Annotated in this window: 23 protein-coding genes and 4 tRNA genes; 7 read left to right on the top strand and 20 right to left on the bottom strand. The window is 66.8% G+C overall.

The window, feature by feature from the left end; genetic code table 11:
• The first annotated feature begins 137 nt into the window (after positions 1-137).
• Positions 138-992 (top strand): bifunctional methylenetetrahydrofolate dehydrogenase/methenyltetrahydrofolate cyclohydrolase FolD, encoded by an 855-nt coding sequence (gene folD, locus EL388_RS01930; RefSeq protein WP_126458812.1) that lies wholly within the window; start codon positions 138-140, stop codon positions 990-992.
• Here the strand turns inward: folD and EL388_RS01925 are convergent.
• Complete coding sequence (locus EL388_RS01925; RefSeq protein WP_126458810.1) at positions 989-1,747, bottom strand: HAD family hydrolase; 759 nt, start codon at positions 1,745-1,747, stop codon at positions 989-991. The two genes, folD and EL388_RS01925, sit on opposite strands and share 4 nt — an antisense overlap.
• A 100-nt stretch (positions 1,748-1,847) precedes the next feature.
• Between EL388_RS01925 and EL388_RS01920 the strand changes: the two genes are divergently transcribed.
• Positions 1,848-2,300 carry a hypothetical protein gene (locus EL388_RS01920; RefSeq protein ID WP_126458807.1) on the top strand — a complete coding sequence of 151 codons (453 nt, stop codon included), beginning with the start codon at positions 1,848-1,850 and terminating at the stop codon, positions 2,298-2,300.
• A gap of 61 nt (positions 2,301-2,361) precedes the next feature.
• Here the strand turns inward: EL388_RS01920 and pnp are convergent, their stop codons facing one another.
• The 19 genes from pnp to acpS all read right to left on the bottom strand — a co-directional run bounded on the left by pnp (position 2,362) and on the right by acpS (position 18,965).
• On the bottom strand, positions 2,362-4,506 hold the full coding sequence (gene pnp, locus EL388_RS01915; RefSeq protein WP_126458805.1) for a polyribonucleotide nucleotidyltransferase: 2,145 nt from the start codon (positions 4,504-4,506) through the stop codon (positions 2,362-2,364).
• Positions 4,507-4,591: 85 nt separating this feature from the next.
• Entirely contained in the window at positions 4,592-4,861 is a 270-nt protein-coding gene (gene rpsO, locus EL388_RS01910; protein ID WP_126458802.1) for a 30S ribosomal protein S15, read from the bottom strand.
• Positions 4,862-4,949: 88 nt separating this feature from the next.
• Positions 4,950-5,858: a tRNA pseudouridine(55) synthase TruB gene (truB, locus tag EL388_RS01905; protein WP_126458799.1), complete on the bottom strand. Its 909-nt coding sequence runs from the start codon at positions 5,856-5,858 to the stop codon at positions 4,950-4,952.
• A complete protein-coding gene (gene rbfA, locus EL388_RS01900) occupies positions 5,851-6,219 on the bottom strand; it encodes a 30S ribosome-binding factor RbfA (RefSeq protein ID WP_126458797.1) in 369 nt (122 codons plus the stop codon). The genes truB and rbfA overlap by 8 nt, the downstream gene beginning before the upstream one ends.
• A gap of 51 nt (positions 6,220-6,270) precedes the next feature.
• Positions 6,271-8,856: a translation initiation factor IF-2 gene (gene infB, locus EL388_RS01895; protein WP_126458794.1), complete on the bottom strand. Its 2,586-nt coding sequence runs from the start codon at positions 8,854-8,856 to the stop codon at positions 6,271-6,273.
• Positions 8,857-8,867: 11 nt separating this feature from the next.
• Positions 8,868-10,352 carry a transcription termination factor NusA gene (gene nusA / locus EL388_RS01890; protein WP_126458791.1) on the bottom strand — a complete coding sequence of 495 codons (1,485 nt, stop codon included), beginning with the start codon at positions 10,350-10,352 and terminating at the stop codon, positions 8,868-8,870.
• 28 nt (positions 10,353-10,380) lie between these two features.
• Positions 10,381-10,806 carry a ribosome maturation factor RimP gene (gene rimP / locus EL388_RS01885; RefSeq protein WP_126458788.1) on the bottom strand — a complete coding sequence of 142 codons (426 nt, stop codon included), beginning with the start codon at positions 10,804-10,806 and terminating at the stop codon, positions 10,381-10,383.
• Positions 10,807-10,914: 108 nt separating this feature from the next.
• Positions 10,915-10,999, bottom strand: a tRNA-Leu gene (locus tag EL388_RS01880).
• A 39-nt stretch (positions 11,000-11,038) separates the two neighbouring features.
• Positions 11,039-11,112 (bottom strand) — tRNA-Cys (locus tag EL388_RS01875).
• A gap of 102 nt (positions 11,113-11,214) precedes the next feature.
• Positions 11,215-11,290, bottom strand: a tRNA-Gly gene (locus tag EL388_RS01870).
• 38 nt (positions 11,291-11,328) lie between these two features.
• A complete protein-coding gene (gene pgsA, locus EL388_RS01865; protein ID WP_126458785.1) occupies positions 11,329-11,907 on the bottom strand; it encodes a CDP-diacylglycerol--glycerol-3-phosphate 3-phosphatidyltransferase in 579 nt (192 codons plus the stop codon).
• On the bottom strand, positions 11,908-13,734 hold the full coding sequence (gene uvrC / locus EL388_RS01860) for an excinuclease ABC subunit UvrC (RefSeq protein WP_126458783.1): 1,827 nt from the start codon (positions 13,732-13,734) through the stop codon (positions 11,908-11,910). It lies immediately after the preceding gene.
• 334 nt (positions 13,735-14,068) lie between these two features.
• The gene (locus tag EL388_RS01855; RefSeq protein WP_126458780.1) at positions 14,069-14,314 is read right to left on the bottom strand and encodes a type II toxin-antitoxin system CcdA family antitoxin; all 246 of its coding nucleotides are present in this window, start codon (positions 14,312-14,314) and stop codon (positions 14,069-14,071) included.
• A gap of 39 nt (positions 14,315-14,353) precedes the next feature.
• Complete coding sequence (locus EL388_RS01850) at positions 14,354-14,539, bottom strand: tautomerase family protein (RefSeq protein WP_126458777.1); 186 nt, start codon at positions 14,537-14,539, stop codon at positions 14,354-14,356.
• Between the two features lie 2 nt (positions 14,540-14,541).
• Entirely contained in the window at positions 14,542-15,252 is a 711-nt protein-coding gene (locus EL388_RS01845; protein WP_126458774.1) for a uracil-DNA glycosylase, read from the bottom strand.
• A 102-nt stretch (positions 15,253-15,354) separates the two neighbouring features.
• On the bottom strand, positions 15,355-16,527 hold the full coding sequence (locus EL388_RS01840) for a DUF2863 family protein (protein ID WP_126458771.1): 1,173 nt from the start codon (positions 16,525-16,527) through the stop codon (positions 15,355-15,357).
• A gap of 8 nt (positions 16,528-16,535) precedes the next feature.
• On the bottom strand, positions 16,536-17,483 hold the full coding sequence (locus EL388_RS01835; protein ID WP_232019157.1) for a cation diffusion facilitator family transporter: 948 nt from the start codon (positions 17,481-17,483) through the stop codon (positions 16,536-16,538).
• Positions 17,470-18,546 carry a beta-N-acetylhexosaminidase gene (gene nagZ / locus EL388_RS01830; RefSeq protein WP_126463974.1) on the bottom strand — a complete coding sequence of 359 codons (1,077 nt, stop codon included), beginning with the start codon at positions 18,544-18,546 and terminating at the stop codon, positions 17,470-17,472. Before nagZ ends, EL388_RS01835 begins: the two co-directional genes overlap by 14 nt.
• 17 nt (positions 18,547-18,563) lie before the next feature.
• On the bottom strand, positions 18,564-18,965 hold the full coding sequence (gene acpS, locus EL388_RS01825; protein ID WP_338057663.1) for a holo-ACP synthase: 402 nt from the start codon (positions 18,963-18,965) through the stop codon (positions 18,564-18,566).
• A gap of 105 nt (positions 18,966-19,070) precedes the next feature.
• Here acpS and EL388_RS01820 point away from each other — a divergent pair, with 105 nt between their 5' ends.
• The 5 genes from EL388_RS01820 (at position 19,071) to yajC (ending at position 22,478) form a co-directional block, all read left to right on the top strand.
• Positions 19,071-19,733 (top strand): NAD(P)H-dependent oxidoreductase, encoded by a 663-nt coding sequence (locus EL388_RS01820; protein WP_172599376.1) that lies wholly within the window; start codon positions 19,071-19,073, stop codon positions 19,731-19,733.
• A 62-nt stretch (positions 19,734-19,795) separates the two neighbouring features.
• Positions 19,796-19,882, top strand: a tRNA-Leu gene (locus EL388_RS01815).
• Positions 19,883-19,925: 43 nt separating this feature from the next.
• Positions 19,926-20,969 (top strand): tRNA preQ1(34) S-adenosylmethionine ribosyltransferase-isomerase QueA, encoded by a 1,044-nt coding sequence (gene queA, locus EL388_RS01810; RefSeq protein ID WP_126458765.1) that lies wholly within the window; start codon positions 19,926-19,928, stop codon positions 20,967-20,969.
• On the top strand, positions 20,959-22,062 hold the full coding sequence (tgt, locus tag EL388_RS01805; protein WP_126458762.1) for a tRNA guanosine(34) transglycosylase Tgt: 1,104 nt from the start codon (positions 20,959-20,961) through the stop codon (positions 22,060-22,062). The genes queA and tgt overlap by 11 nt, the downstream gene beginning before the upstream one ends.
• A gap of 95 nt (positions 22,063-22,157) precedes the next feature.
• Entirely contained in the window at positions 22,158-22,478 is a 321-nt protein-coding gene (gene yajC / locus EL388_RS01800; protein WP_126458760.1) for a preprotein translocase subunit YajC, read from the top strand.
• Positions 22,479-22,524: the final 46 nt, after the last annotated feature.

Raw genomic sequence — 22,524 nt, 5'->3', positions numbered from 1 at the left:
GGCACTGCGCCACTAAGCCGGCGTCATGCCGAAACCGAGCGGCGAACTATACCGGCGCGGACCGTAAAAATCAATGCGAGGCGGCCGGCCGCTCGGCTAAAATCACGCTTTCCGATCCCTTTGTGCCCAGTAACGACATGAGCGCCCGCATTCTCGACGGCAAGGCCATCGCCGACAGGCTGTTGCAAGACATCAAACGCCAGGTCGACGCCCGCGTGGCCGCCGGCAAGCCGGTGCCGGGGCTGGCGGTCATCCTGATCGGCGGCGATCCGGCCTCGAGCATCTATGTGCGCAACAAGCGCCGCGCCTGCGAGACGGCCGGGGTGCGCTCGTTCTCGCACGACCTGCCGGCCACGACCAGCCAGGCCGAGCTGATGGCGCTGATCGATCAGTTGAACGCCGACCCGGCGGTGGACGGCATCCTGGTCCAGGCCCCCCTGCCCGAGCAGATCGACGACGAGGCCGTGGTCGAGCGCATCCGCGCCGACAAGGACGTCGACGGCTTCCACCCCTACAACATCGGCCGGCTGGCGGTGCGCATGCCGACCCTGCGTTCCTGCACCCCTTACGGCGTGATGAAGCTGCTGGCCGCGACCGGCGAACCGCTGCGCGGCAAGCATGCCGTGGTGGTGGGTGCCTCCAACCATGTGGGCCGGCCCATGGCCCTGGAACTGCTGCTGGCCGGCTGCACGGTGACCGTGTGCCACAGCGCGACCCAGGATCTGGCCGGTCATGTCGGCCGGGCCGACATCGTGGTCGCGGCGGTCGGCCGGCCGCAGATGGTGCAGGGCGCCTGGATCAAGCCGGGCGCCACCGTGATCGACATCGGCATCAACCGCCTGGACGACGGCCGCATCGTCGGCGATGTCGAGTTCGAGGCCGCCCGGGACAAGGCCGCCTGGATCACCCCGGTGCCGGGCGGCGTCGGCCCGATGACCGTGGCCACCCTGCTCCAGAACACCCTGGAAGCGGCGGCCGTTCACCACCCTTAAGCGGCAAGCCAGCCTTTGAGCCGCGCCACATCGACATAGCCCGCCTCGTCGGCGGCGTCGATCCGGCGGTAGGGCGCGCCCGGCTCGCCCAGATCGGACAGCACCGCCAGCGCGCCGGTGAAATCGTGGTCGCGGGTGTACTCGTTCACCGTCACCACGGTCTTGAGCCCGGCGCCGCGTGCGGCGCGAATGCCGTTCTCCGAGTCCTCGAAGGCCAGACACTGCTCGGGCGCCAGGCCCAGCTGCTGCAGGGCCCAGAGATAGATGTCCGGCGCCGGCTTCTTGGCCGGCACGATGTCGCCGGCCGCGATCACGGCGAACCAGTCGGCACCGTCCGCCGCCAGGCTGTGTTTGAGCAGGGCGGTGACGTTCTCCGGCGTGGTGGTGGTGGCCACGGCCAGGATCAGGCCGGCCGCGCGCGCCTCCTCGAGCAGGCGCTTCACGCCGGGGCGCAGCGGAATGCCGCCTTGGGCCAGCAATTCGGTGTAATGCCGGGTCTTGGCCTTGTGCAGCTCGGCGACCAGATCGTCGAAATCGGCCGGTTTCCGGTAGTCGGGGCGGAAGCGCTCGACGTAGAACTTCATCCGCTCCTTGCCGCCGGTCACTTCCAGCAATTGGCCATACAGCTCGACGTCCCATTCCCAGTCCAGGCCGAACTCGCGAAAGGCCGCATTGAAGGCCGGACGATGGCCGTCCCGCTCGGTATCGGCCAGGGTGCCGTCGACGTCGAACAACAGCGCTTTCAATTCACTCATCTCTTTGATTCCCGTTGAAACAACCGTTAAACCTTTGCTTCATAAAAGGGTCATAAGCGGTACAATACCGCCCCCGATCACCCAAGCCGGAGACAGGCCGATGCCCCATCCCGAGCAAAATCCCGAATTCGACGCCCTGTTCGACGGCATGCTCTACAGCCTGCTGTCCTGGCAGCAACTGGCCGAATTCTGGCAACGCGTCGACCCCTCGGCCGGCTGGTATCTCTACGCCCTGGGCGAAGACCGCCCGGAATCACCGGCCGATGCCGAACATGTCGGCAGCTTCATCCGTGAGATCGATGCCCTGCTGCACAAGGATCATCACGAGGATTACTGCGGCATCGTCTATGCCGATGACCTGGAACACCCCCGCCTCATCAAGATCTACGACCCCAACCACCTCGGCAGTTCCTGCGGCTCCATCGGCTATCGCGTGCTGCCCGGCTGGGTGATGTCGCTGATGCCCCCTTCCGACCTGAGCCCCAGCCACCTGGTTCCGCAAAACCGCCGGCGCTGGTGGCAGGGCTTTCTCGACAGCATCGGCGTCCATTGAGTCAGGCGGAGGCGGCGAAAAAAAAGCGGCCGAGGCCGCTTTTTTTCTGGCCGGCCTAAACTCAGGCGGCCGATTCCGGCTCGGTCGGCGCGGCCGGGGCCTCGGTGGCAGCCGGGGCTTCGGCCTCGGCCACGGCCTTCATCGACAGGCGCAGGCGGCCCTTCTCGTCGGCCTCCAGCACCTTGACCCGCACCACCTGGCCTTCCTTGAGGTAGTCGGTCACGGCGTTCACCCGCTCCTGGGCGATCTGCGAGATGTGCAGCAGGCCGTCGCGGCCGGGCAGGACGTTGACGATGGCGCCGAAATCCAGAATCTTCAACACGGCGCCCTCGTAGATGCGGCCCACCTCGACCTCGGCGGTGAGGTCCTCGATCCGCTTCTTGGCGGCCTCGCCGGCCTCCATGCTGGTGCAGGCGATCTTGACCGTGCCGTCCTCGGCGATGTCGATCTGGGTGCCGGTCTCTTCGGTCAGCGCGCGGATGGTGGCGCCGCCCTTGCCGATGACGTCGCGAATCTTCTCCGGATTGATCTTCATGCTGATGATGCGCGGGGCGAAGGCCGACATCTCCTGGCGCGGCGCATTGATCGCGGCCTTCATCTGGGCCAGGATGTGCAGTCGGGCCTCGCGCGCCTGGGTCAAGGCGACCTGCATGATCTCCTTGGTGATGCCCTCGATCTTGATGTCCATCTGCAGGGCGGTGACGCCGTTGTCGGTGCCGGCCACCTTGAAATCCATGTCGCCCAGGTGATCCTCGTCACCCAGGATGTCGGTCAGCACGGCGAAGCGGTTGCCTTCCTTGATCAGGCCCATGGCGATGCCGGCCACATGCTCCTTCATCGGCACGCCGGCATCCATCAGCGCCAGGCTGCCGCCGCAGACCGAGGCCATGGAACTGGAGCCGTTGGACTCGGTGATCTCGGACACCACGCGGATGGTGTAGCCGAACTCTTCCTTGGCCGGCAGGCAGGCGTAGAGGGCACGCTTGGCCAGGCGACCGTGGCCGATCTCGCGCCGCTTCGGGCTGCCGACCCGGCCGGTCTCGCGGGTGGCGAACGGCGGCATGTTGTAGTGCAGCATGAAGTGCTCGCTGTAGCCGCCGGTCAGGTCCTCGATGGTCTGCTCGTCGCGGCCGGTGCCCAGGGTGGCGACCACCAGGGCCTGGGTCTCGCCGCGGGTGAACAGGGCCGAACCGTGGGTGCGGGGCAGCACGCCGGTGCGGATGGTGATCGGACGCACGGTGCGGGTGTCGCGCCCGTCGATGCGCGGCTCGCCGGACAGGATGCGGCCACGCACCACCTGAGCCTCCAGGTGATGGAACAGGTCCTTGATCACGTTGGCCTGGACGGTGTCCATGTCCTCGGTGATCATCGCGGCGAACACGCGGTTGCGCACCTCGTCCACCGCGGCCATGCGGGCCTGCTTCTGCTTGATCGAATAGGCGTTGGACAGGTCGTTGCCGCAGATGGACTTCATCTGCTCGATCAGCGCGGTTTGCGGCTCGGGCGCCTTCCAGTCCCAAGGCTCCTTGCCGGCCTCGTCGGCCAGCTCGTTGATCGCGTCGATCGCCTTCTGCATCTGCTCGTGGCCGAAGACCACGGCGCCGAGCATCACGTCCTCGGGCAGCTGGTCGGCCTCGGATTCCACCATCAGCACGGCATGGGCGGTACCGGCAACGACCAGGTCCAGTTTGGAGTTCTTCAGTTCGGCGTTGCTGGGGTTGAGCACGTACTGGCCGTCGATGTAGCCGACGCGGGCGGCACCGATCGGGCCGTTGAACGGCACGCCGGCCAGGGTCAGGGCGGCGGAGGCGCCGATCAGGGCCGGGATGTCGGAGTCGACCTCGGGGTTGGACGAAATCACGGTCGCAATGACCTGGATCTCGTTGAAGAAGCCATCGGGAAAGAGCGGACGGATCGGACGGTCGATCAGGCGGGAGGTCAGGGTTTCCTTTTCGGTCGGCTTGCCTTCGCGCTTGAAGAAACCGCCGGGAATGCGACCGGCCGCATAGGTCTTTTCCTGGTAATCGACGGTCAGCGGGAAGAAGTCCTGACCGGGCTTGACCTCGGTCTTGGCCACGGCGGTGACCAGCACCACGGTGTCGTCCATGTTGACGATGACTGCACCGTCGGCCTGACGGGCGATTTCGCCCGTTTCCAGGGTTACCTGGTGGCGGCCGTACTGAAACGTTTTCTTGACAGGATTCACGCTGACCTCGTCGCTGTATTCGCTATACCGATGAAGATGCAGACGCCGAAGGCGCTGCGGGTTTACTTGCGCAGACCAGGGCGCCTCACTTGCGCAGGCCGAGTCGCTCGATCAGCGAGCGATAGGCGTCGGTGTTGCGGGACTTCAGGTAGTCGAGCAGACGGCGACGACGGCTGACCAGCTTGAGCAGGCCGCGCCGGGAATGGTGATCCTTGGCGTGGCTCTTGAAGTGACCGGTCAGGTCGTTGATGCGGGCGGTCAGCAGGGCGACCTGGACCTCGGGCGAGCCGGTATCGGCGGCGCCGCGCTGGTAGTCTTTCAGAATCTTCGCCTTGTCGGCGGTGGTGATGGCCATCTCTCAACTCCAAAACAAACTGGAAAAGGGCGGATTTTACTCGCTAACCCCGCAATTTCTCAAGCAATTCATGCCGGATCGGCGCGGCTCAGGCGGCCAGCAGGCGCCGGGGCGCCAGCTTGCCGTCGACATTGACCTCGGCCACGCCGAGAAAGCGGGCCGCCGGGTCGAACAGGGCGAAACGCTGACCCACGACCAGACCGGGCCGCCAGATCGGCTGGCCGTGACAGATCTGCCAGGCTGCATCGAGATCGAGCTCGATCCGGGCCAGGTCGGCGACCAGGATGGACTCCGGCAGCAGGCGGGCGTCGCGGCCGGCCAAGTCCAGGGTCTCCAACTCGGCCAGGCCGACCGCCTGATCCAGGCTGAACGGCCCCACCTTGAGCCGCCGCAGGGCCTGGAGATAAGCGCCGCAGCCCAAGGCGGCACCGATGTCCTCGGCCAGTGTGCGCACATACAGTCCCTTGCCGCAATGGACCACCAGGGTCAGCACCTCGCCCGCCAGCGCCTCGACCGTCAGTTCGTGCACCCGCACCGCGCGCGGCTGGCGCTCGACCTCGATGCCCTGGCGCGCCAGTTCGTACAACGGCCGGCCATCGCGCTTCAGGGCGGAGTGCATGGGCGGCACCTGCATGATCTCGCCCAGAAATCGGGGCAAGACCGCCTGCACCTGCGCCAGCGTCACCGTCACCGGTCGGGTCTCGATCACCTCGCCCTCGGGGTCGGCCGTGGTCGTGCGCACACCCAGCCGAATCTCGGCCCGGTAGGCCTTGTCGGCATCGAGCAGGAACCGGGAGAACTTGGTCGCCTCGCCCAGGCAGATGGGCAAGAGGCCGGAGGCGAAGGGGTCGAGGGTGCCGGTATGGCCGGCCTTTTCCGCCTCGAACAGGCGCTTGGCCCGCTGCAGGGCGCCGTTCGAGGTCAGCCCGGTCGGCTTGTCCAGCAGCAGCACGCCGTCGACCTTCCGCCGCGGGGTCCGACGGCGGGGCTCAGTCATCGTGGTGATGGCGCTCGTCTTCGGCGATGGCCTCGTCGATCAGGTGCGAGATGCGATTGCCGCGTTCGAGCGATTCGTCGAACTGGAAATGCAGTTGCGGCACGCAGCGCAGGCGCAGGCGGCGCGACAACTCGGTGCGCAGGAAGCCGGCCGCCTTCTGCAGGGCACGGGTGACCTCGGCGGCCTCGCCGGTCAGCAGGCTGAAATAGACCTTGGCGTGCTCCAGGTCGGGGTTGACCTCGACCGCTGTGATGGTGACCCCGGTCACCCGCGGGTCCTTCATCTCGCGCCAGAGGATGTCGGCCAGTTCCTGGCGGATCTGTTCGCCGACACGGCGGGCGCGGGGGAAATCAGTGGGCATGGAATCCGGTCCAGGGTTTGCAGCGACGGGGCGAACACCCCGCCGGTCTGCTTACAGCGTACGGGCGACTTCCACCACCTCGAAGAACTCGAGCATGTCGCCCTCTTCGATGTCGTTGAAGTTCTTGATCGACAGGCCGCAGTCGTAACCGGACTTGACCTCCTTGACGTCTTCCTTGAAGCGCTTGAGGGAGTCGAGTTCGCCGCTGTGGATGACCACGTTGTCGCGCAGCACGCGGACATGGGCCGAGCGCTTGACCAGGCCCTCGGTCACCATGCAGCCGGCGACGGCGCCGACCTTGGAGATGCGGAAGACCTGGCGCACCTCGGCCATGCCGAGCACGTTTTCCTTCTTCTCGGGCGAGAGCAACCCGGACAGCGCCGCCTTCACGTCATCCACGGCGTCGTAGATGATGTTGTAGTAGCGGATGTCGACGCCGCTGGTTTCGGCCAGTTTGCGCGCCTGGGCATCGGCCCGGACGTTGAAGCCGATGATCACCGCCTTGGAGGCGATGGCCAGGTTGACGTCGGACTCCGACACCGCGCCGACCGCGGCATGGATGATGTTGACCTTGACCTCGTCGGTGGACAGTTTCTGCAGGGCGTGCGACAGCCCCTCGTAGGAGCCCTGCACGTCGGCCTTGATGATCAGGGCCAGGGTCTTCACCTCGCCCTCGCCCATCTGCTCGAACATGCTTTCCAGCTTGGCCGCCTGCTGCTTGGCCAGACGCACGTCGCGGAACTTGCCCTGACGGAACAGCGCGATTTCGCGCGCCTTGCGCTCATCCGGCAGCACCAGCACGTCCTCGCCGGCGCCCGGCACGTCGGACAGCCCCTGAATCTCGACCGGGATGGCCGGACCGGCGGCGTCCACCGGCTTGCCATTCTCGTCGAGCATGGCGCGGACGCGGCCGAAGGCGGTGCCGGCCAGCATGACATCGCCGCGCCGCAGAGTACCGGATTGCACCAGGATGGTGGCGACCGGGCCGCGGCCCTTGTCCAGACGCGATTCCACCACCACGCCCTTGGCCGGGGTATCCACCGGCGCCTTCAGCTCGAGCACCTCGGCCTGAAGCAGCACGGCGTCGAGCAGGTTGTCGATGCCGACGCCGGTCTTGGCCGAGACGTCGATGAACATGGCGTCGCCGCCCCACTCCTCGGGCACCACGCCCTCGCTCGAGACCTCCTGACGGATGCGCTCGGGGTTGGCTTCGGGCTTGTCGATCTTGTTCACGGCCACGACGATGGGCACGCCCGCCGCCTTGGCATGGTGGATGGCTTCCTTGGTCTGCGGCATCACGCCGTCGTCGGCCGCCACCACCAGGATGACGATGTCGGTGACCTTGGCGCCCCGCGCCCGCATGGCGGTGAAGGCCTCGTGGCCTGGGGTGTCGAGGAAGGTGATCATGCCCTTGGGCGTATCGACGTGATAGGCGCCGATATGCTGGGTGATGCCGCCCGCTTCGCCGGCCGCCACGCGGGCGCGGCGGATCGAATCGAGCAGCGAGGTCTTGCCGTGGTCGACGTGGCCCATGACGGTGACCACCGGCGCCCTCGGCTTGAGTTCGACTTCCTTGTGTTCACCGGTTTCCACCTCCAGGTAGGATTCCGGGGTATCGATCGGGGCGGGCTTGGCGATATGGCCCATCTCCTCCACCACGATCATGGCGGTCTCCTGGTCCAGCACCTGGTTGATGGTGACCATGGAGCCCATCTTCATCAAAGCCTTGATCACCTCGGTGGCCTTGACCGCCATCTTATGGGCGAGGTCGGCGACCGAGATGGTTTCCGGCACCAGCACCTCGTGCACCACCGGCTCGGTCGGCGCGGTGAAGGCATGCTGCGGCTCGTGCTCGGCCTTGTGCTTGGCCTTGCTGCGACCGCGCCAGCCCTGGTCGGCCTCGAAAGCGCCGCGCACCTTGAGCCCGCCCTTCTTGCCGGCGGCCTCTTCTTCCTTGCCCTTCTTGCCGGTGCCTTTGTCGGTCTTGGCCTTGACCGTCGGCTTCACGCTGCCGGCCGGCTTGGCCGCCTTGGCCGCTTCAGGGGCCGGGGCCGGCGCCGTGGCGGCGGCCGCCTTGGCCTCGGCCTCCTTGCGGGCAGCCTCGCGTTCCTGCTTGGCCTTGAGCTCGGCCTCCTGGATGGCGCGCAGCTCGGCTTGGCGCCTGGCCTCTTCCTCGCGCGCCTTCAGCTCGGCCTCGCCGATGACCTCGGACTTTTTCCGGGCCTTGGGCTTTTCCGCCACCACGGGCCCTGGAGCGACCTCCACCGGAGCCGGGGCCGGCGCCACTTCGACCGGGGCCGGGGCCTCGACCGGAGCAGCCAACGCTTCGGCTGGGGCTGCCTGGGGTTCCTCGCGCTTGACCAGCACCCGCTTCTTGCGCACCTCGACCTGGATCGTGCGCGCCTTGCCGCTGCTGTCGGCGGTCTTGATCTCCGTCGTCTGCTTGCGGGTCAGGGTGATCTTGGTCTTGGGCTGCTTGGCGCCGTGCTTGCTCTGCAGATAATCGAGCAGACGGCTCTTGTCTTCATCGCTGAGTTCGTCCGCGGCGCTCTTGACGGAGACGCCGGCGGCCTGCAACTGTTCGAGCAGCAGCTCGACTGCGACTTTAAGTTCCTTGGAGAACTGTTCGACGTTCATCTATTCCTCGTTCACTCCCCACTCGCGGCCAGCATCGGGGCACGGGCGGTCATGATCAGTTGTTTGGCGCGCTCTTCGTCCATGCCGGTCAGTTCGACCAGCTCGTCCACGGCCAGGTCGGCCAGGTCTTCGGTGGTCGCCACGCCCTTGGACTGCAGCAGGGCAGCGGTGTCGGTATCCATGCCGTCCAGGCTCATCAGGTCGGGGTTGGACTCCACCGTCTCTTCCCGGGCGATGGCCGCGGTCAGCAGGGCGTTGCGGGCGCGGGCACGCAGCTCGTTGACGGTGTCCGCGTCGAAGGCCTCGATCTCCAGCATCTCGTTCAGCGGCACGTAGGCCACCTCTTCCAGGGTGGAGAAGCCTTCCTGCACCAGCACGTCGGCCACGTCCTCGTCGACGTCGAGCTTTTCCATGAACAGGTCGCGGATGCTGGTGGCTTCCTGCTCGTGCTTCTGATCGGCCTCGTCAACGGTCATGATGTTGATGGTCCAGCCGGTCAGCTCCGAGGCCAGACGCACGTTCTGGCCGCCGCGGCCGATGGCGTTGGCGAGATTCTCCTCGTCCACCACCACGTCCATGCTGTGCTTCTCCTCGTCGACCACGATGCTCGACACCTCGGCCGGGGCCAGGGCATTGATCACGAACTGGGCCGGGTCGGGCGACCAGAGCACGATGTCCACCCGTTCGCCGCACAGCTCGTTGGTCACGGCCGTGACCCTGGTGCCGCGCACGCCGATGCAGGTGCCCTGCGGGTCGATCCGGGGGTCGTTCGACTTGACCGCGATCTTGGCGCGCATGCCGGGGTCGCGGGCGGCGGCCTTGATCTCGATCAGGCCCTCGTCGATCTCGGGCACTTCCATGCCGAACAGGGCCATGATGAACTCGGGCGCAGTACGCGACAGCACCAGCTGCGGGCCGCGGCCGCCGCGCTCGATGCGCAACAGATAGGCGCGGACGCGGTCGCCCACGCGCAGGTTTTCCTTCGGGATCATCTGGTCGCGGGCCAGCCAGCCCTCGATGCGGCCGGATTCGACGATGGCGTTGCCGCGGTCCATGCGCTTGATGGTGCCGGTAACCATGGTCTCGTTGCGGGCCAGGAAGTCGTTCAGCACCTGTTCGCGCTCGGCGTCGCGGATCTTCTGCAGGATCACCTGCTTGGCAGCCTGGGCGCCGATGCGACCGAACTCGACGGCCTCCAACGGCTCCTCGATGAACTCGCCGATCTTGATGTCGGGGTTGATCTCCTGGGCCTCGGACAGCAGATACTGGTGATCGGGATGCTCCAGGCCGGCCTCGTCGGGCAGCACTTCCCAGCGACGGAAGGCCTTGTAGTCGCCGGTTTTGCGGTCGATCTCCACCCGCACCTCGGCATCCTCGGTGAGGCGTTTCTTGGTGGCATGGGCCAGGGCCGATTCCAGGGCACCGAAGACCACCTCCAGATCCACGTTCTTCTCGCGCGCCAGCGCATCTGCCAACAACAAAATTTCCCGACTCATCGCTTTCTCCGGGTCAACCCTTTAACCGTTAAAACTGTGGAACCAGGCGGGCCGATTCGATCTCCGTCATCGGGATCGCCACCTCGCCCTGCTCGGTCCGCATCTGCACCGCGCCGTCCTGCACGCCGACCAGCTGGCCGACATATTTGCGCCGGCCGTCCATGGGCAGGCGCAGCTTGACCTGGGCCTGCTGGCCGGCGAAACGGACGAAGTCCGCCTCCTTCACCAGCGGCCGGTCCAGGCCGGGCGAGGACACCTCGAGCCGGTCGTAATCGACGTTCTCGACGGTGAACAGCCGGGTCAGCTGGTTGCTCACCCGGACGCAATCGTCGATCTGGATGCCGCCCGGCTTGTCGATGAACAGACGCAACAGCCCCCGCCCAACGCGCTCCAGAGCGACCACCTCGTAGCCCATGCCGGCCACCGTCGGCTCGATCAACGCCTGCAAATCCATACCCGGACCCATCACACACAAAACCGCCAGAAACAAAAAATGGGCTCAAAGCCCATTCCGTAAACCCGGCGATTATAACAACTTTTTTGGAAAAAAACGCCCCGGAGATGGTGCCCGGGACCGGACTCGAACCGGCACGCCTTGCGGCGAGGGATTTTAAGTCCCTTGTGTCTACCTATTCCACCACCCGGGCGGCGGCGTTCAGCCTCTATCGACCACGAGGGGAAACAACTGGAGGCGCGGGGCGGAGTCGAACCGCCCTGGAAGGATTTGCAATCCTCTGCATAACCGCTTTGCTACCGCGCCGAAAACCGGCTCAAAAGTAAAAAGGGGAAAACCTCAGTTTCGGCGAAGGCCAACACGCAATGTGTTACGCCGACCAAAACCCAGTGTTTTCCCCGGGAATCCTGGAGCGGGAAACGAGGCTCGAACTCGCGACCTCAACCTTGGCAAGGTTGCGCTCTACCAACTGAGCTATTCCCGCGTCAAAGAGGCGCCATTTTATGCATGGAAAAAATCTTGTCAAGCCGCCGGCTGATCTTTTAACGCATCCCAGGCCATGCGCAGGTAGTAGGCCATGGAGATCAGGGTCAGCAGCGCGGCCAGGTCGAGCAGCCAGCTGCCGACCAGCGCCACCTGGGCGAAGCCGAACACCGGGTCGTGATAGAGCAGCATCACGATCGCCACCATCTGCGCCGTGGTCTTCAGCTTGCCGACGAAGGACACCGCCACGCTCCTAGCCCGGCCGATCTTGGCCATCCACTCGCGCAGGGCGGAGATGGCGATCTCGCGGCCGATGATGATCAGCGACACCGTCACTCCGGCCCGATCCAGGTCGACCAGCACGATCAGCGCCGCAGCGACCATGAGCTTGTCGGCCACCGGGTCGAGGAAGGCGCCGAAGGCCGACATCTGGTTCAGCTTGCGGGCGAGGTAGCCGTCCAGCCAGTCGGTGACGGCGGCGAGGGCGAAGATCAGGGTCGCGGTGAAATTGACCGAATGCTTGGGCAGCCAGCCCTCGGGCAGGTAGAACACCACCACGAACAGCGGGATCAAACCAATGCGCAACCAGGTCAGGGCATTGGGCAAATTGAATGGCATTTAATGCAGTTCCCGATAAATCCGTTCCGCCAATTCTCGGCTAATCCCTTCCACTTGCGCCAGTTCCTCCACCCCGGCGGCGACCACGCCGCGCAGACCGCCGAAACGCTGCAACAGGCTCTGCCGCCGCTTCGGCCCCACGCCCGGGATGCCCTCCAGGCTGGAGCTGGTGCGCTGCTTGGCCCGCTTGGCCCGGTGGCCGGTGATGGCGAAACGGTGCGCCTCGTCGCGCACCTGCTGGATCAGGTGCAGGGCCGGGTGGTCGGCAGGCAGGCTGATCGCCTGTTCCGCGCCCGGCCGGAACAACTGCTCCAGCCCCGGCTTGCGCGCCTCGCCCTTGGCCACGCCCACCATCGGCAGCCCGGTCAGACCCAGCTCGGCCATCACCTCGACCGTCACGTTGAGCTGGCCCTTGCCGCCGTCGATCAGCAGCAGGTCGGGCAGCACGCCCTCGCCAGCCGCCAGTTTGCCATAGCGGCGGGTCAATGCCTCGCGCATGGCGGCGTAATCGTCGCCCGGGGTGATGCCCGTGATGTTGAAGCGGCGGTATTCCGAAGGCTGCATCGCGCCTTTGTCATACACGACGCAAGACACCACCGTGGCCTCGCCCAGGGTGTGGCTGACGTCGAAGCACTCGATGCGGTTGATACCCTCCTCGCCCAGCACCTCGTTCAGCGCGGCCAGCCGCTTCTCCTGGCTGGCGCGCTGGCCCTCGCGCGCGGTCAGCGCCAGCTCGGCGTTGCTCTGGGCCATGGCCAGCCAGGCCCGGCGCTCGCCCACCGGGTTGGTCAGCACCTGCACCCTGCGTCCGGCGGCATCGCTCAGCCAGTCCTCCAGGCCCTCGGGCGCGGCGGCGGCATCCAGCACCAGGAGCGGCGGCACCGGCCGGCCGGCATAGTGCTGGGAGACGAAGGCCTCGACCACCTCGGCCGCCTCGATGCCCTCGGCCGCACCCGGGAAGAAGGCGCGGCCGCCCAGGCTGCGGCCGCCGCGAATCATCATCAGGTAGACGCAGACCACCGGCGCCTTCAGCGCCACCGCGATCACGTCGGCATCCTGCGCGCTGCGGCTCTCGACGAACTGCTTCTCGCGCACCCGGGTCAGGGCCTGGATCTGGTCGCGGTAGAAGGCGGCCGCCTCGAAGCGCAAAGCCTGCGAGGCGGCCTCCATCTTCGCCGTCAGCTCGCGCGCCAGCTCGTCGTCCTTGCCCTGCAGGAACAGGAGGGCGTTGTTCACGTCGCGGGCGTAGTCCGCCTCCGAGATCAGGCCGACGCAGGGCCCGCTGCAGCGCTTGATCTGATAGAGCAGACAGGGACGCGAGCGGTTGGCGAACACCGTGTCCTCGCAGGTGCGCAGGCGGAACACCTTCTGCAGGATCTGGATGCTCTCGCGCACCGCGAAGGCATTGGGGAAGGGGCCGAACACCCGGTCGCGCTTGTCCGGCGTGCCGCGAAAATAGGCCAGGCGCGGCCAGGCATGGCCGGTGAGCAAAAGATAGGGGTAGGACTTGTCGTCGCGAAACAGGATGTTGTAGCGCGGCGCCAGAGCCTTGATCTGATTGTTTTCCAGGAGCAGGGCCTCGGCCTCGGACCGGGTCACGGTGATCTGGATGTCGCGGATGCGCGCCACCATGTGGCGGATGCGGGGCGACAGGTCGGTCTTCTGAAAGTAGCTGGACACCCGCTTCTTCAGATCGCGCGCCTTGCCGACATAGAGCACCTCGCCGCCCTCGCCCAGCATGCGATAGACGCCGGGGCGGTTGGGCAGGGTCTTGAGCACGGCGGCCGGGTCGAAGCCCGGGCCGGCAGGGTCGGCGGTTTCGGTCATGGGGGCAAGTTTATTGCAGTCTGTGGCGGCTGCGGGCGCCGTTTGCCTGGCAAGGGGATGAGGCGTTTAACAGGCCGTTGAAAACTACTGCGGTGGGCCATCTGCGGCGTTGCCATGTGGCTGCGCCGAAACTCACTTCGTTCGTTTTCTCGGTCGCTGCGCCCCAATCGCCTTGCATCTGGCCATCCTCGCTACGTTTTTCAACGGCCTGTAAGCGAAGCGGCAGGACGACGCGCGCCCAAATCCGCGACCCGTTCACTCTGTGTATCGAGCAGCAAGGGAATGGCCGCCTTGGTGGCCGGGTGCGGGTCTCGATGTACGCTGAACTGCGGTATCAGAAGCCTCGCAGGCCGTCGCTGAATACGCCGTGGGTTTCGATATGCTCGTTGTAGGCCTCGATGGCGGCCTTGTTCTCGGCCAGCCAGCGTTGCCGCAGTTTTTGCCTGACGGCCTCGGCCAGGGCCTGCTCCAGTGTGGCCGAGAGGTGGATATCCAGGTCTTTGGCCTGCCTCAGCAGGTCGGCGCGGATGCTGAGGTTTGCCGCCTTTTTCAGGGCATGAGGATTCTGGCCGGCGCGCATTGTGGCTCCCCTGGGGAGTGTATGCGCATACCAACCCGGCTATTCTTCGTCGAGCAACTCCCCCGCAATCGCCCAATTCTCGTCCGGCAGTTCCTCGAAGGCGATGTAGGTGTAGCGCCGGGGCTTGCCGCCGACCCGCTCCAGGGTGTCGGTGATCTCCTCGGCGATCTGTTTTTTCTGTTCCCGGCTGAAGGTGCCGGCGAGCTTGATGGTGACGACGGGCATGGTCAGGCCTCCTCTCGGTCTTTGCGAATCTGGGCGAACACGGCCTGGAACATCTCGGGCGTGAGCCGGCGGGTTTGGGTGTTGTAGCGGCTGCAGTGGTAACTGTCGTAGAGGCGGAGGGGGGTGCCTGCGTCCTCAGCTTTTCCCTCACCCCGGGGTTTTCCCTCACCCCCGACCCCTCTCCCGGAGGGAGAGGGGAGTTGATGGACGGCGGCGTGGCCGAAGGGGTAATCCTTCAGCTTCAGGCCCAGCGCGCGCAGCACGGCGCCGTGGGCGATCTGGCCCAGGGCCAGGATCGCGGCGCCCTTGGGCAGCGCTTCCAGTTCCGCTTTTAGATATCCATTGCAGCGCCTGATCTCGTCCGGGGTGGGCTTGTTCTCCGGCGGCACGCATTTCACCGCGTTGGTGATGCGGCAGCCGATGAGCTCCAGGCCGTCGTCGGCCGCGGTCGATTCGGGCCGGCTGGCGTAGCCGAATGCGTGCAGGGTCTGGTACAGCAGCACCCCGGCATAGTCGCCGGTGAAGGGGCGGCCGCTGCGGTTGGCGCCATGGTAGCCGGGGGCGAGGCCGACGATGAGCAGGCGGGGCTTGGCCGCGCCGAAGGGCGGCACCGGCCGGCCGTAGTAGTCGGGCCGGCTGGCGCGGCAGTCGGCCAGGAAGTCGGCCAGGCGTGGGCAGGCGGTGCAGTTGGGGTCGAACATGATTGGTTTCATTCAGATCGTTTGCTAGAGAGAAAGCTCCGTCGAAAAAATCTCCCCTCCCCTTCCCTCCCCATGAATGGGGAGGGAGCAGGAAGCGCGCTACCCACTACCCACTCAATGCAGATGCGCCGGCGGGCCTTCCTCGCCCTCGGGCATTTCGGCGTGGACGCTCTCGCCCTCGGGGTTGGGGTAGAGCGGCGCGCCGCAGTCGTCGCAATATTCCAGGGGAAAGCGCTGGCTGTGCAGGATGACCTCGCCGACCCCGGCCTCGCGCAGGATGCGCTCGATCTCGGCCGGGGTCTCGCCGGTCTCCTCTTCGGTGCCGAGCAGGGGCCAGACCACGCCGTGCACCAGGTCGTCCGAGCCGCTGAGGGCGAAGCCGATGCGGTATTCGACCAGCCAGCGGTCGTAGAAGGGGGCGATCACCGCGCGCAGCAGACCGGCCGGGGTACCGAGCACGGTCTGCAGATAGGCCACGGCGGCGCGCAGGGAATAGGGTCGGATCTCGCGGTCGGCCTGGCGCCAGGCGGCGAAGTAGGCATCGGGCAACAGCAGTTCATAGGCGCAGCCGGCCATGACCGACTGCAGGTTGGGGGCGCCCTGCTCGCGCCACTGGGCCAGGGCCTTCTCCCGGTCGCCGTCCGGCTCGTTCCAGCGGAACAGGGGTCGGCCGACCGGCACGCTCACGGCGGCGAGGATGTAGCGCACGTCGGAGACGAAGGCGGCGGTCTCCGGCATCTTCTTGGCCTCGATGTTGTAGTCGCGGTTTTGCAGGGCCGAGGGCCACAGTTCGGCGGCAAGACGGCGCGTCTCGCCGTAGCCGCGCGGCAGCTGGTCGGGGCTGAACAGGTAGTCGATCAGGGCGAAACGGCAGCCGTCGGCCAGCACATGCGCCGCCAGGTGGGCGCGCAGGCCGGACAGGGCGTTCTTCGGCAGGCTGCGGGTGGGGATGGCGTAGCGCGACCAGGCCAGGACGGGCAGGGCCAGCAGCAGGCCGGCATGCGGCTCGCCGTCGACGTCGAAGCGGCTGGTCTCGGCCCCGGCCTCGATCAGGTCGGCCAGTTCGTCGTAGGCGCGGGAATGGGTCTCGTACAGGCGGTCGAGGGCCTGGTTGAAGGCCTCCTCGTCGTTCGCCTGCAAGAGCTTGTCGATCAGGACGGTGAGTTCGCCCTCCCAGAAGGCATCCTCGGCCCGGCTGCCGGAATCGGCCAGGCCGGTGGCCAGCCAGGCCAGGCGCTCGGCGTCGCGGCTCAGGCGGTGGCGGGTATAGAGACGTCTGCGTTTCATGGCGGCCTTCAGTGCTGGACGGGATGGAGGATGTGGGCGGGCCGGGCGGCGGTGCTGTCGGCCAGCTCCGGCTGCAGGGTGACATGGCCGATGTCGTGGTGTGTGATCAGCCGCTGCCGGCTCTCGGCCATGATCCGGGGCCAGTCGGCGAAGTCGCGCACGTCCATGTGCGCCGACAGGGCGACCTTGCCGGAAGACAGGGTCCAGATATGCAGGTCGTGCACCGCGGCCACGCCCTCGATGGCGGCCAGGTCCTGCGCCACGCGCTCGATGTCGATATGGCCGGGCACCGCCTCCAGCAGGACGTTGAGCGCCTCGCCCAGCAGGCGCCAGGCCGAGACCAGGATCAGGCCGGAGACCAGCAAGGACAATAGCGGGTCGATCGGCATCCAGCCGGTGAAGTAGATGACCAGGCCGGCGGCCAGGGCGGCGACCGAGCCGAGCATGTCGCCCATCACGTGCAGCAGGGCGGCGCGGGTGTTCAGGGTTTTCTCGCCGTGGCTCAGCTGCCAGGCGACACCGATATTGACCAAGAGACCGATGACGGCGACCACGGTGACGACCCCACCCTGAACCTGACGCGGCTGGGCGAAGCGGTCGATCGCCTCGACGGCGATGAAGGCGACCAAGCCGAACATGAGCAGGGCATTGAACAGCGCGGCCAGGATTTCCAGCCGGACCAGGCCGTAGGTGTGCCGCGGCGACGGCGGCCGCTTGGCCAGCCAGGCGGCCAGCGCCGCCAGACCCAGGGCGGTGGAGTCGGTCAGCATGTGGCCGGCGTCGGACAAGAGGGCAAGCGAGCCGGAGAAGTAGCCGGCCACCGCCTCGACGAAGGCGAAGCCCAGGGTGAAGAACAGGGCGCCGGTGAGATGCGAATGGCCGCCGGCATGGCCCAGGTGGTGGTGGGCGTGGTCGGTGCCACGGTCGAGCGAGAGGGAGTTGTCAGTTTTTGCCACAGGTATTGCTCGGGTCGTTGAAGGCGAGTTCGGCATCGACCGGGCCGAGACCGGCCAGGTGGTGTACCGCCTTGGTGTATCGGGTGCTTTCGTGCAGGGCGACGCGGCTGGGCGGGTGCGGCCGGCCGTGCATGCGGGCCAGGCGGACCAGGGAGACCGGGGCCAGCGGCCATTGCAGGCGCGCGAGCAGCTCGTCGGCCAGTTCGGGCCGGTTGCACATCAGGGCCATGTCGCAGCCGGCCTCGAGCGCGGCGCGGGCCCGCTCGAGGGCGCCGCCGGCGACGCTGGCGCCTTCCATGGCGAGGTCGTCGCTGAAGATCACGCCCTCGAAGCCCAGGCGGCCGCGCAGGATATCCTGCAGCCAGCGGCGGGAGAAGCCGGCCGGCTTGTCGTCGACCTTGGGGTAGATGACGTGGGCCGGCATGATCGCGGCCAGGCCCCAGTCGATCATCTGGCGGAAGGGGATGAGGTCGGCGAACTCCAGGTCCTCCAGCGGCCGTTCGTCGACCGGGATCTCCAGGTGGGAGTCGGCCGCGATGTAGCCGTGGCCGGGGAAGTGCTTGCCCACCGCGTTCATGCCCGCCTCGTGCAGGCCCAGCATCAAGGCATGAGCCAGTTCGACCACGGCCTGCGGCTTGCGGTGAAAGGCGCGGTCGCCGATGACGCCGCTGGCGCCGTAATCGAGGTCGAGCACCGGGGTGAAGCTGAAGTCGACGCCCACCGCGCGCAGCTCGGCGCCCATGATGTAGCCGGCATCCTTGGCCAGCAGCCGGGCCCGCTGCGGATGCTCGTCCCACACCTCGCCCAGGCGGCGCATGGGCGGGATGGGGGTGAAACCCGCGCGAAAGCGCTGCACCCGGCCGCCTTCGTGATCGACCCCGATCAAAAGATGCGGACTGCGCAGGGCGTGGATCTCGCGGGTAAGCGCGGCGATCTGCTCCGGGCTTTCGTAGTTGCGCTTGAACAGGATCACGCCGCCGACCAGGGGGTGACGCAGGCGGCGGCGGTCGTCCTCGGTCAGCGCGGTGCCGACCACGTCGAGCATCAGGGGGCCGAGCGGCAGGTGCAGGCCGGGGTGGTTCACGATGCTTCCGATTCCAGGACGACGAAGGCCATGGCGTGCTCCTGCTCGTCGCTCAGCGACAGGTGGCTGCGCACCACGCCCTGCCGGCGCAGCCAGGCGGCCAGCTCGTCGGAGAAGAACAGCTCGGGCCGGCCCAAGGCGTTGTGGCGCACGCCGATGGTGGACAGGTGGAGGGGGGCGCGCATGCCGGTGCCGGCCGCCTTGGCGAAGGCCTCCTTGGCGGCAAAGCGCTTGGCCAGAAAGCGCGGCTTGTCCGGGACCAGGTCGAAGCCGGGCAGCTCGGCCGGGGCGAGCATGCGCTCGGCCAGGCGCTGGCCGTGCCGGGCATGCATGGCGCGCACGCGCTCGATCACCACGAGGTCGGTCCCGATGCCGAAGATCATCCGATTCTGTTCCAAGCCGAAAACTGCGGCGATTATACGGCGCCCTGCCGACAATTTTCGCGATGGCCGCCGGTTTTCGCGATAATCGGCCCTTCTCGCATCGTTGATTCAGGACCCATCATGATCGCCAAACAGGACATCCTCGCCGCCTTCAACTACCGCCACGCCTGCAAGGAATTCGACCCGACCAGGAAGGTCGCCCCGGAGGACTTCGAATTCATCCTGGAGACCGCGCGCCTGAGCCCCAGTTCTTTCGGCCACGAGCCCTGGCAGATCGTGGTGATCCAGGACATGGCCCTGCGCGAGAAGCTGCTGCCCGTCACCTGGGGGGCCCAGAAGACCCTGCCGACCGCCAGCCACTACATCGCCATCCTGGCGCGCAAGACCGGCCTTATGCCGGAGGACCCCCATGTCCAGCACATCATGCACGACATCCAGAAACTGCCGCCGGAGCGCATCGAAATGCGGAGCAAGGTCTACCGCAATTTTCTCGAATCCGACTTCAAGCTGCTCGGCTACGAGCGTGGCGTGTTCGACTGGGCCTGCCGCCAGGCCTACATCGCCCTGGGCAACATGATGACGGCGGCGGCCATGATCGGCATCGACACCTGCCCGATCGAAGGCTTCGACCAGGAAAAGGCGGAAGCGGTCCTGAGCGCGGCCGGCGCGCTGGATGCCCGGAACTTCGGCCTGGCGGCGATGCTGGCCTTCGGCTACCGCAAGAACCCGCAACCCGCCAAGACCCGGCGGCCGATGGCCGAGGTGGTGCAGTGGGTGAAGTGACGCCTGCGACGACGTTGCCCTGACCGGGGCGTTTCCGCGATAATCGTCCCCTTCGCATGCGTGCCCGGATGGCGGAATAGGTAGACGCACGGGACTCAAAATCCCGCGCCAGCGATGGCGTGCCGGTTCGATTCCGGCTCCGGGCACCACCCCCTATGACCTGGGGCCGCGACCCAAGCGGCCCTGCCCCCGATGAAAACCGCCGATTTCGACTACGCCCTGCCCGAGGAACTGATCGCCCGGTACCCGCTGGCCGAGCGCACGGCCAGCCGGCTGCTGCATGTCGACGGCCCCAACAAGCGCTTTAGCGACCGGCGCTTTGCCGAACTGGCCGAGTTCTTCCGGGCTGGCGATCTATTGGTGTTCAACGACACCCGGGTGATCAAGGCCCGACTGTTCGGCGAGAAGGCCAGCGGCGGCCGGATCGAGGCCCTGATCGAGCGGGTGCTGTCGGAGCATGAGGCCATCGCCTTCATCCGCGCCAGCAAGTCGCCCAAGCCGGGCATGCGGCTGAGATTTGCCGACAGCTTCGAGGCCGAGGTGATCGAGCGCAGCGACGACCTCTACCGCCTGCGCTTCGATCCGGCCAAAACCGTGCTGGACTGGCTGGAGGCCTACGGCGAGCTGCCCCTGCCGCCCTATCTGGAGCGCCGGCCCGAGGCGGCCGACGAGGCGCGCTACCAAACGGTGTATGCGCGCGAACCCGGGGCCGTCGCCGCGCCCACCGCCGGCCTGCACTTCGATGAGGCCATGCTCGACGCGCTGAAGGCCAAGGGCGTGGCCACCGCGCGGGTCACCCTGCACGTCGGCGCCGGCACCTTCCAGCCGGTGCGGGTGGACGACATCCACGAACACAAAATGCACAGCGAGCGCTACGAGGTGCCAAACGAGACCGTGGCCGCCGTCGAACTGGCGAAAGCCCACGGCGGCCGGGTGACGGCGGTGGGCACCACCAGCCTGCGCGCCCTGGAGTCGGCCGCCCACTCGGGCAGTTTGCGCGCCGGCCAGGGCGAGACCGATCTGTTCATCACCCCGGGCTACGAATTCCGCGTGGTCGAGCGGCTGATCACCAATTTCCACCTGCCCCGCTCCACCCTGCTCATGCTGGTCTGCGCCTTCGGCGGCATGGACCTGATGCTGGCGGCCTACCGCCACGCGGTCGAACAGCGCTACCGCTTCTTCAGCTATGGTGACGCCATGCTCATCGAGAGGATTGCAAACCAGGATGCAATTTGAACTGCTCGGCCGCGATGGCCAGGCCCGGCGCGGCCGGCTGACCACCGCCCACGGCGTGATCGAGACCCCGGTGTTCATGCCGGTGGGCACCTATGGCGTGGTGAAATCGCTCACGCCGGACGAGGTGCGCGCCCTGGGCGCCCAGATCGTGCTGGGCAACACCTTCCATCTCTGGCTGCGCCCCGGCCTGGAGGTGATCGCCGCCCATGGCGGCCTGCACGGCTTCATGCGCTGGGACGGGCCGATCCTCACCGACTCCGGCGGCTTCCAGGTCTACAGCCTGACCCACCTGCGCAAGATCAGCGAGGAGGGCGTGCGCTTCGCCTCGCCGCTCAACGGTGACCGCCTGCTGCTCACCCCGGAAAAGAGCATGGAGATCCAGCGCGTGCTCAATTCCGACATCGTCATGATCTTCGACGAGTGCACACCCTACCCGGCCGACCACCGCACGGCCAAGACCTCGATGGAGCTGTCCCTGCGCTGGGCCGAGCGCTCGAAGACCGCCCATGCCGGCAACCCCAATGCCCTGTTCGGCATCGTCCAGGGCGGCATGTACGAGGACCTGCGCGATGCGTCGCTGGAACAGCTCAGCCGCATCGGCTTCGACGGCTATGCCATCGGCGGCCTCTCGGTGGGCGAGCCGAAGGCGGACATGGAACGCATCCTCGCCCATGTCGCGCCCCGCCTGCCGGAGGACCGGCCACGCTACCTCATGGGCGTGGGCACGCCGGAAGATCTGGTGCATGCGGTGAGCCGCGGCATCGACATGTTCGATTGCGTCATGCCCACCCGCAACGCCCGCCATGGCGTGCTGTTCACCCGCACGGGCGAACTGCGGATCAAGAACGCCAAGTACCGCAGCGACCTTTCGCCCATCGACGAGGCCTGCGACTGCTATACCTGCCGCCATTTTTCCAGGGCCTATCTGCACCACCTGTTCCGGACGGGCGAGACCCTGTCGGGCCGGCTCAACTCCATCCACAACCTGAACTACTACCAGACCCTGATGCGCGAGCTGCGTGAGGCCATCGAACAGGGCCGCCTGGCCGCCCACATCGAGACCTTTCTCGCCGCCCGCGGGATCAGGGCCTGAACGCGGCCGCGCGGGCTTTCGGGCCTTAAGGCGGCCGCGGCCGGCATGCTAGAATCCGCCGATCCATTCAGCCGTAATTTTTGGGAGAACCCGCAATGATCAGCCTGGCCCACGCCGCCGACCCCGCTGCCCAGCAGCCCGATCCCCTGATGAGCTTTTTACCGCTCATCGTCATCTTCGTCCTGTTCTGGTTCATGATCATCCGGCCGCAGATGAAGCGGGCCAAGGAGCAAAAGAAGATGCAGGAAAACCTGCAGAAGGGCGACGAGGTGATCACCGCCGGCGGCCAGCTGGGCAAGGTCACCAAGATCGGCGACCAGTACGTCACCCTGGACATCGGCGGCGGCACCGAGAGCATCTTCCAGCGCGGCACCATCCAGACCGTCCTGCCCAAGGGCACGATCAAGGACCTCTGATCCAGGTCAGGCGCGGCGCAGCTGCGCAGCTTCTGATACCTGATAC

It is taken from the genome of Sulfuritortus calidifontis (assembly GCF_003967275.1).
Taxonomy (GTDB): Bacteria; Pseudomonadota; Gammaproteobacteria; order Burkholderiales; family Thiobacillaceae; genus Sulfuritortus; species Sulfuritortus calidifontis.
This window is presented reverse-complemented; position numbering and strand designations above follow the sequence as displayed.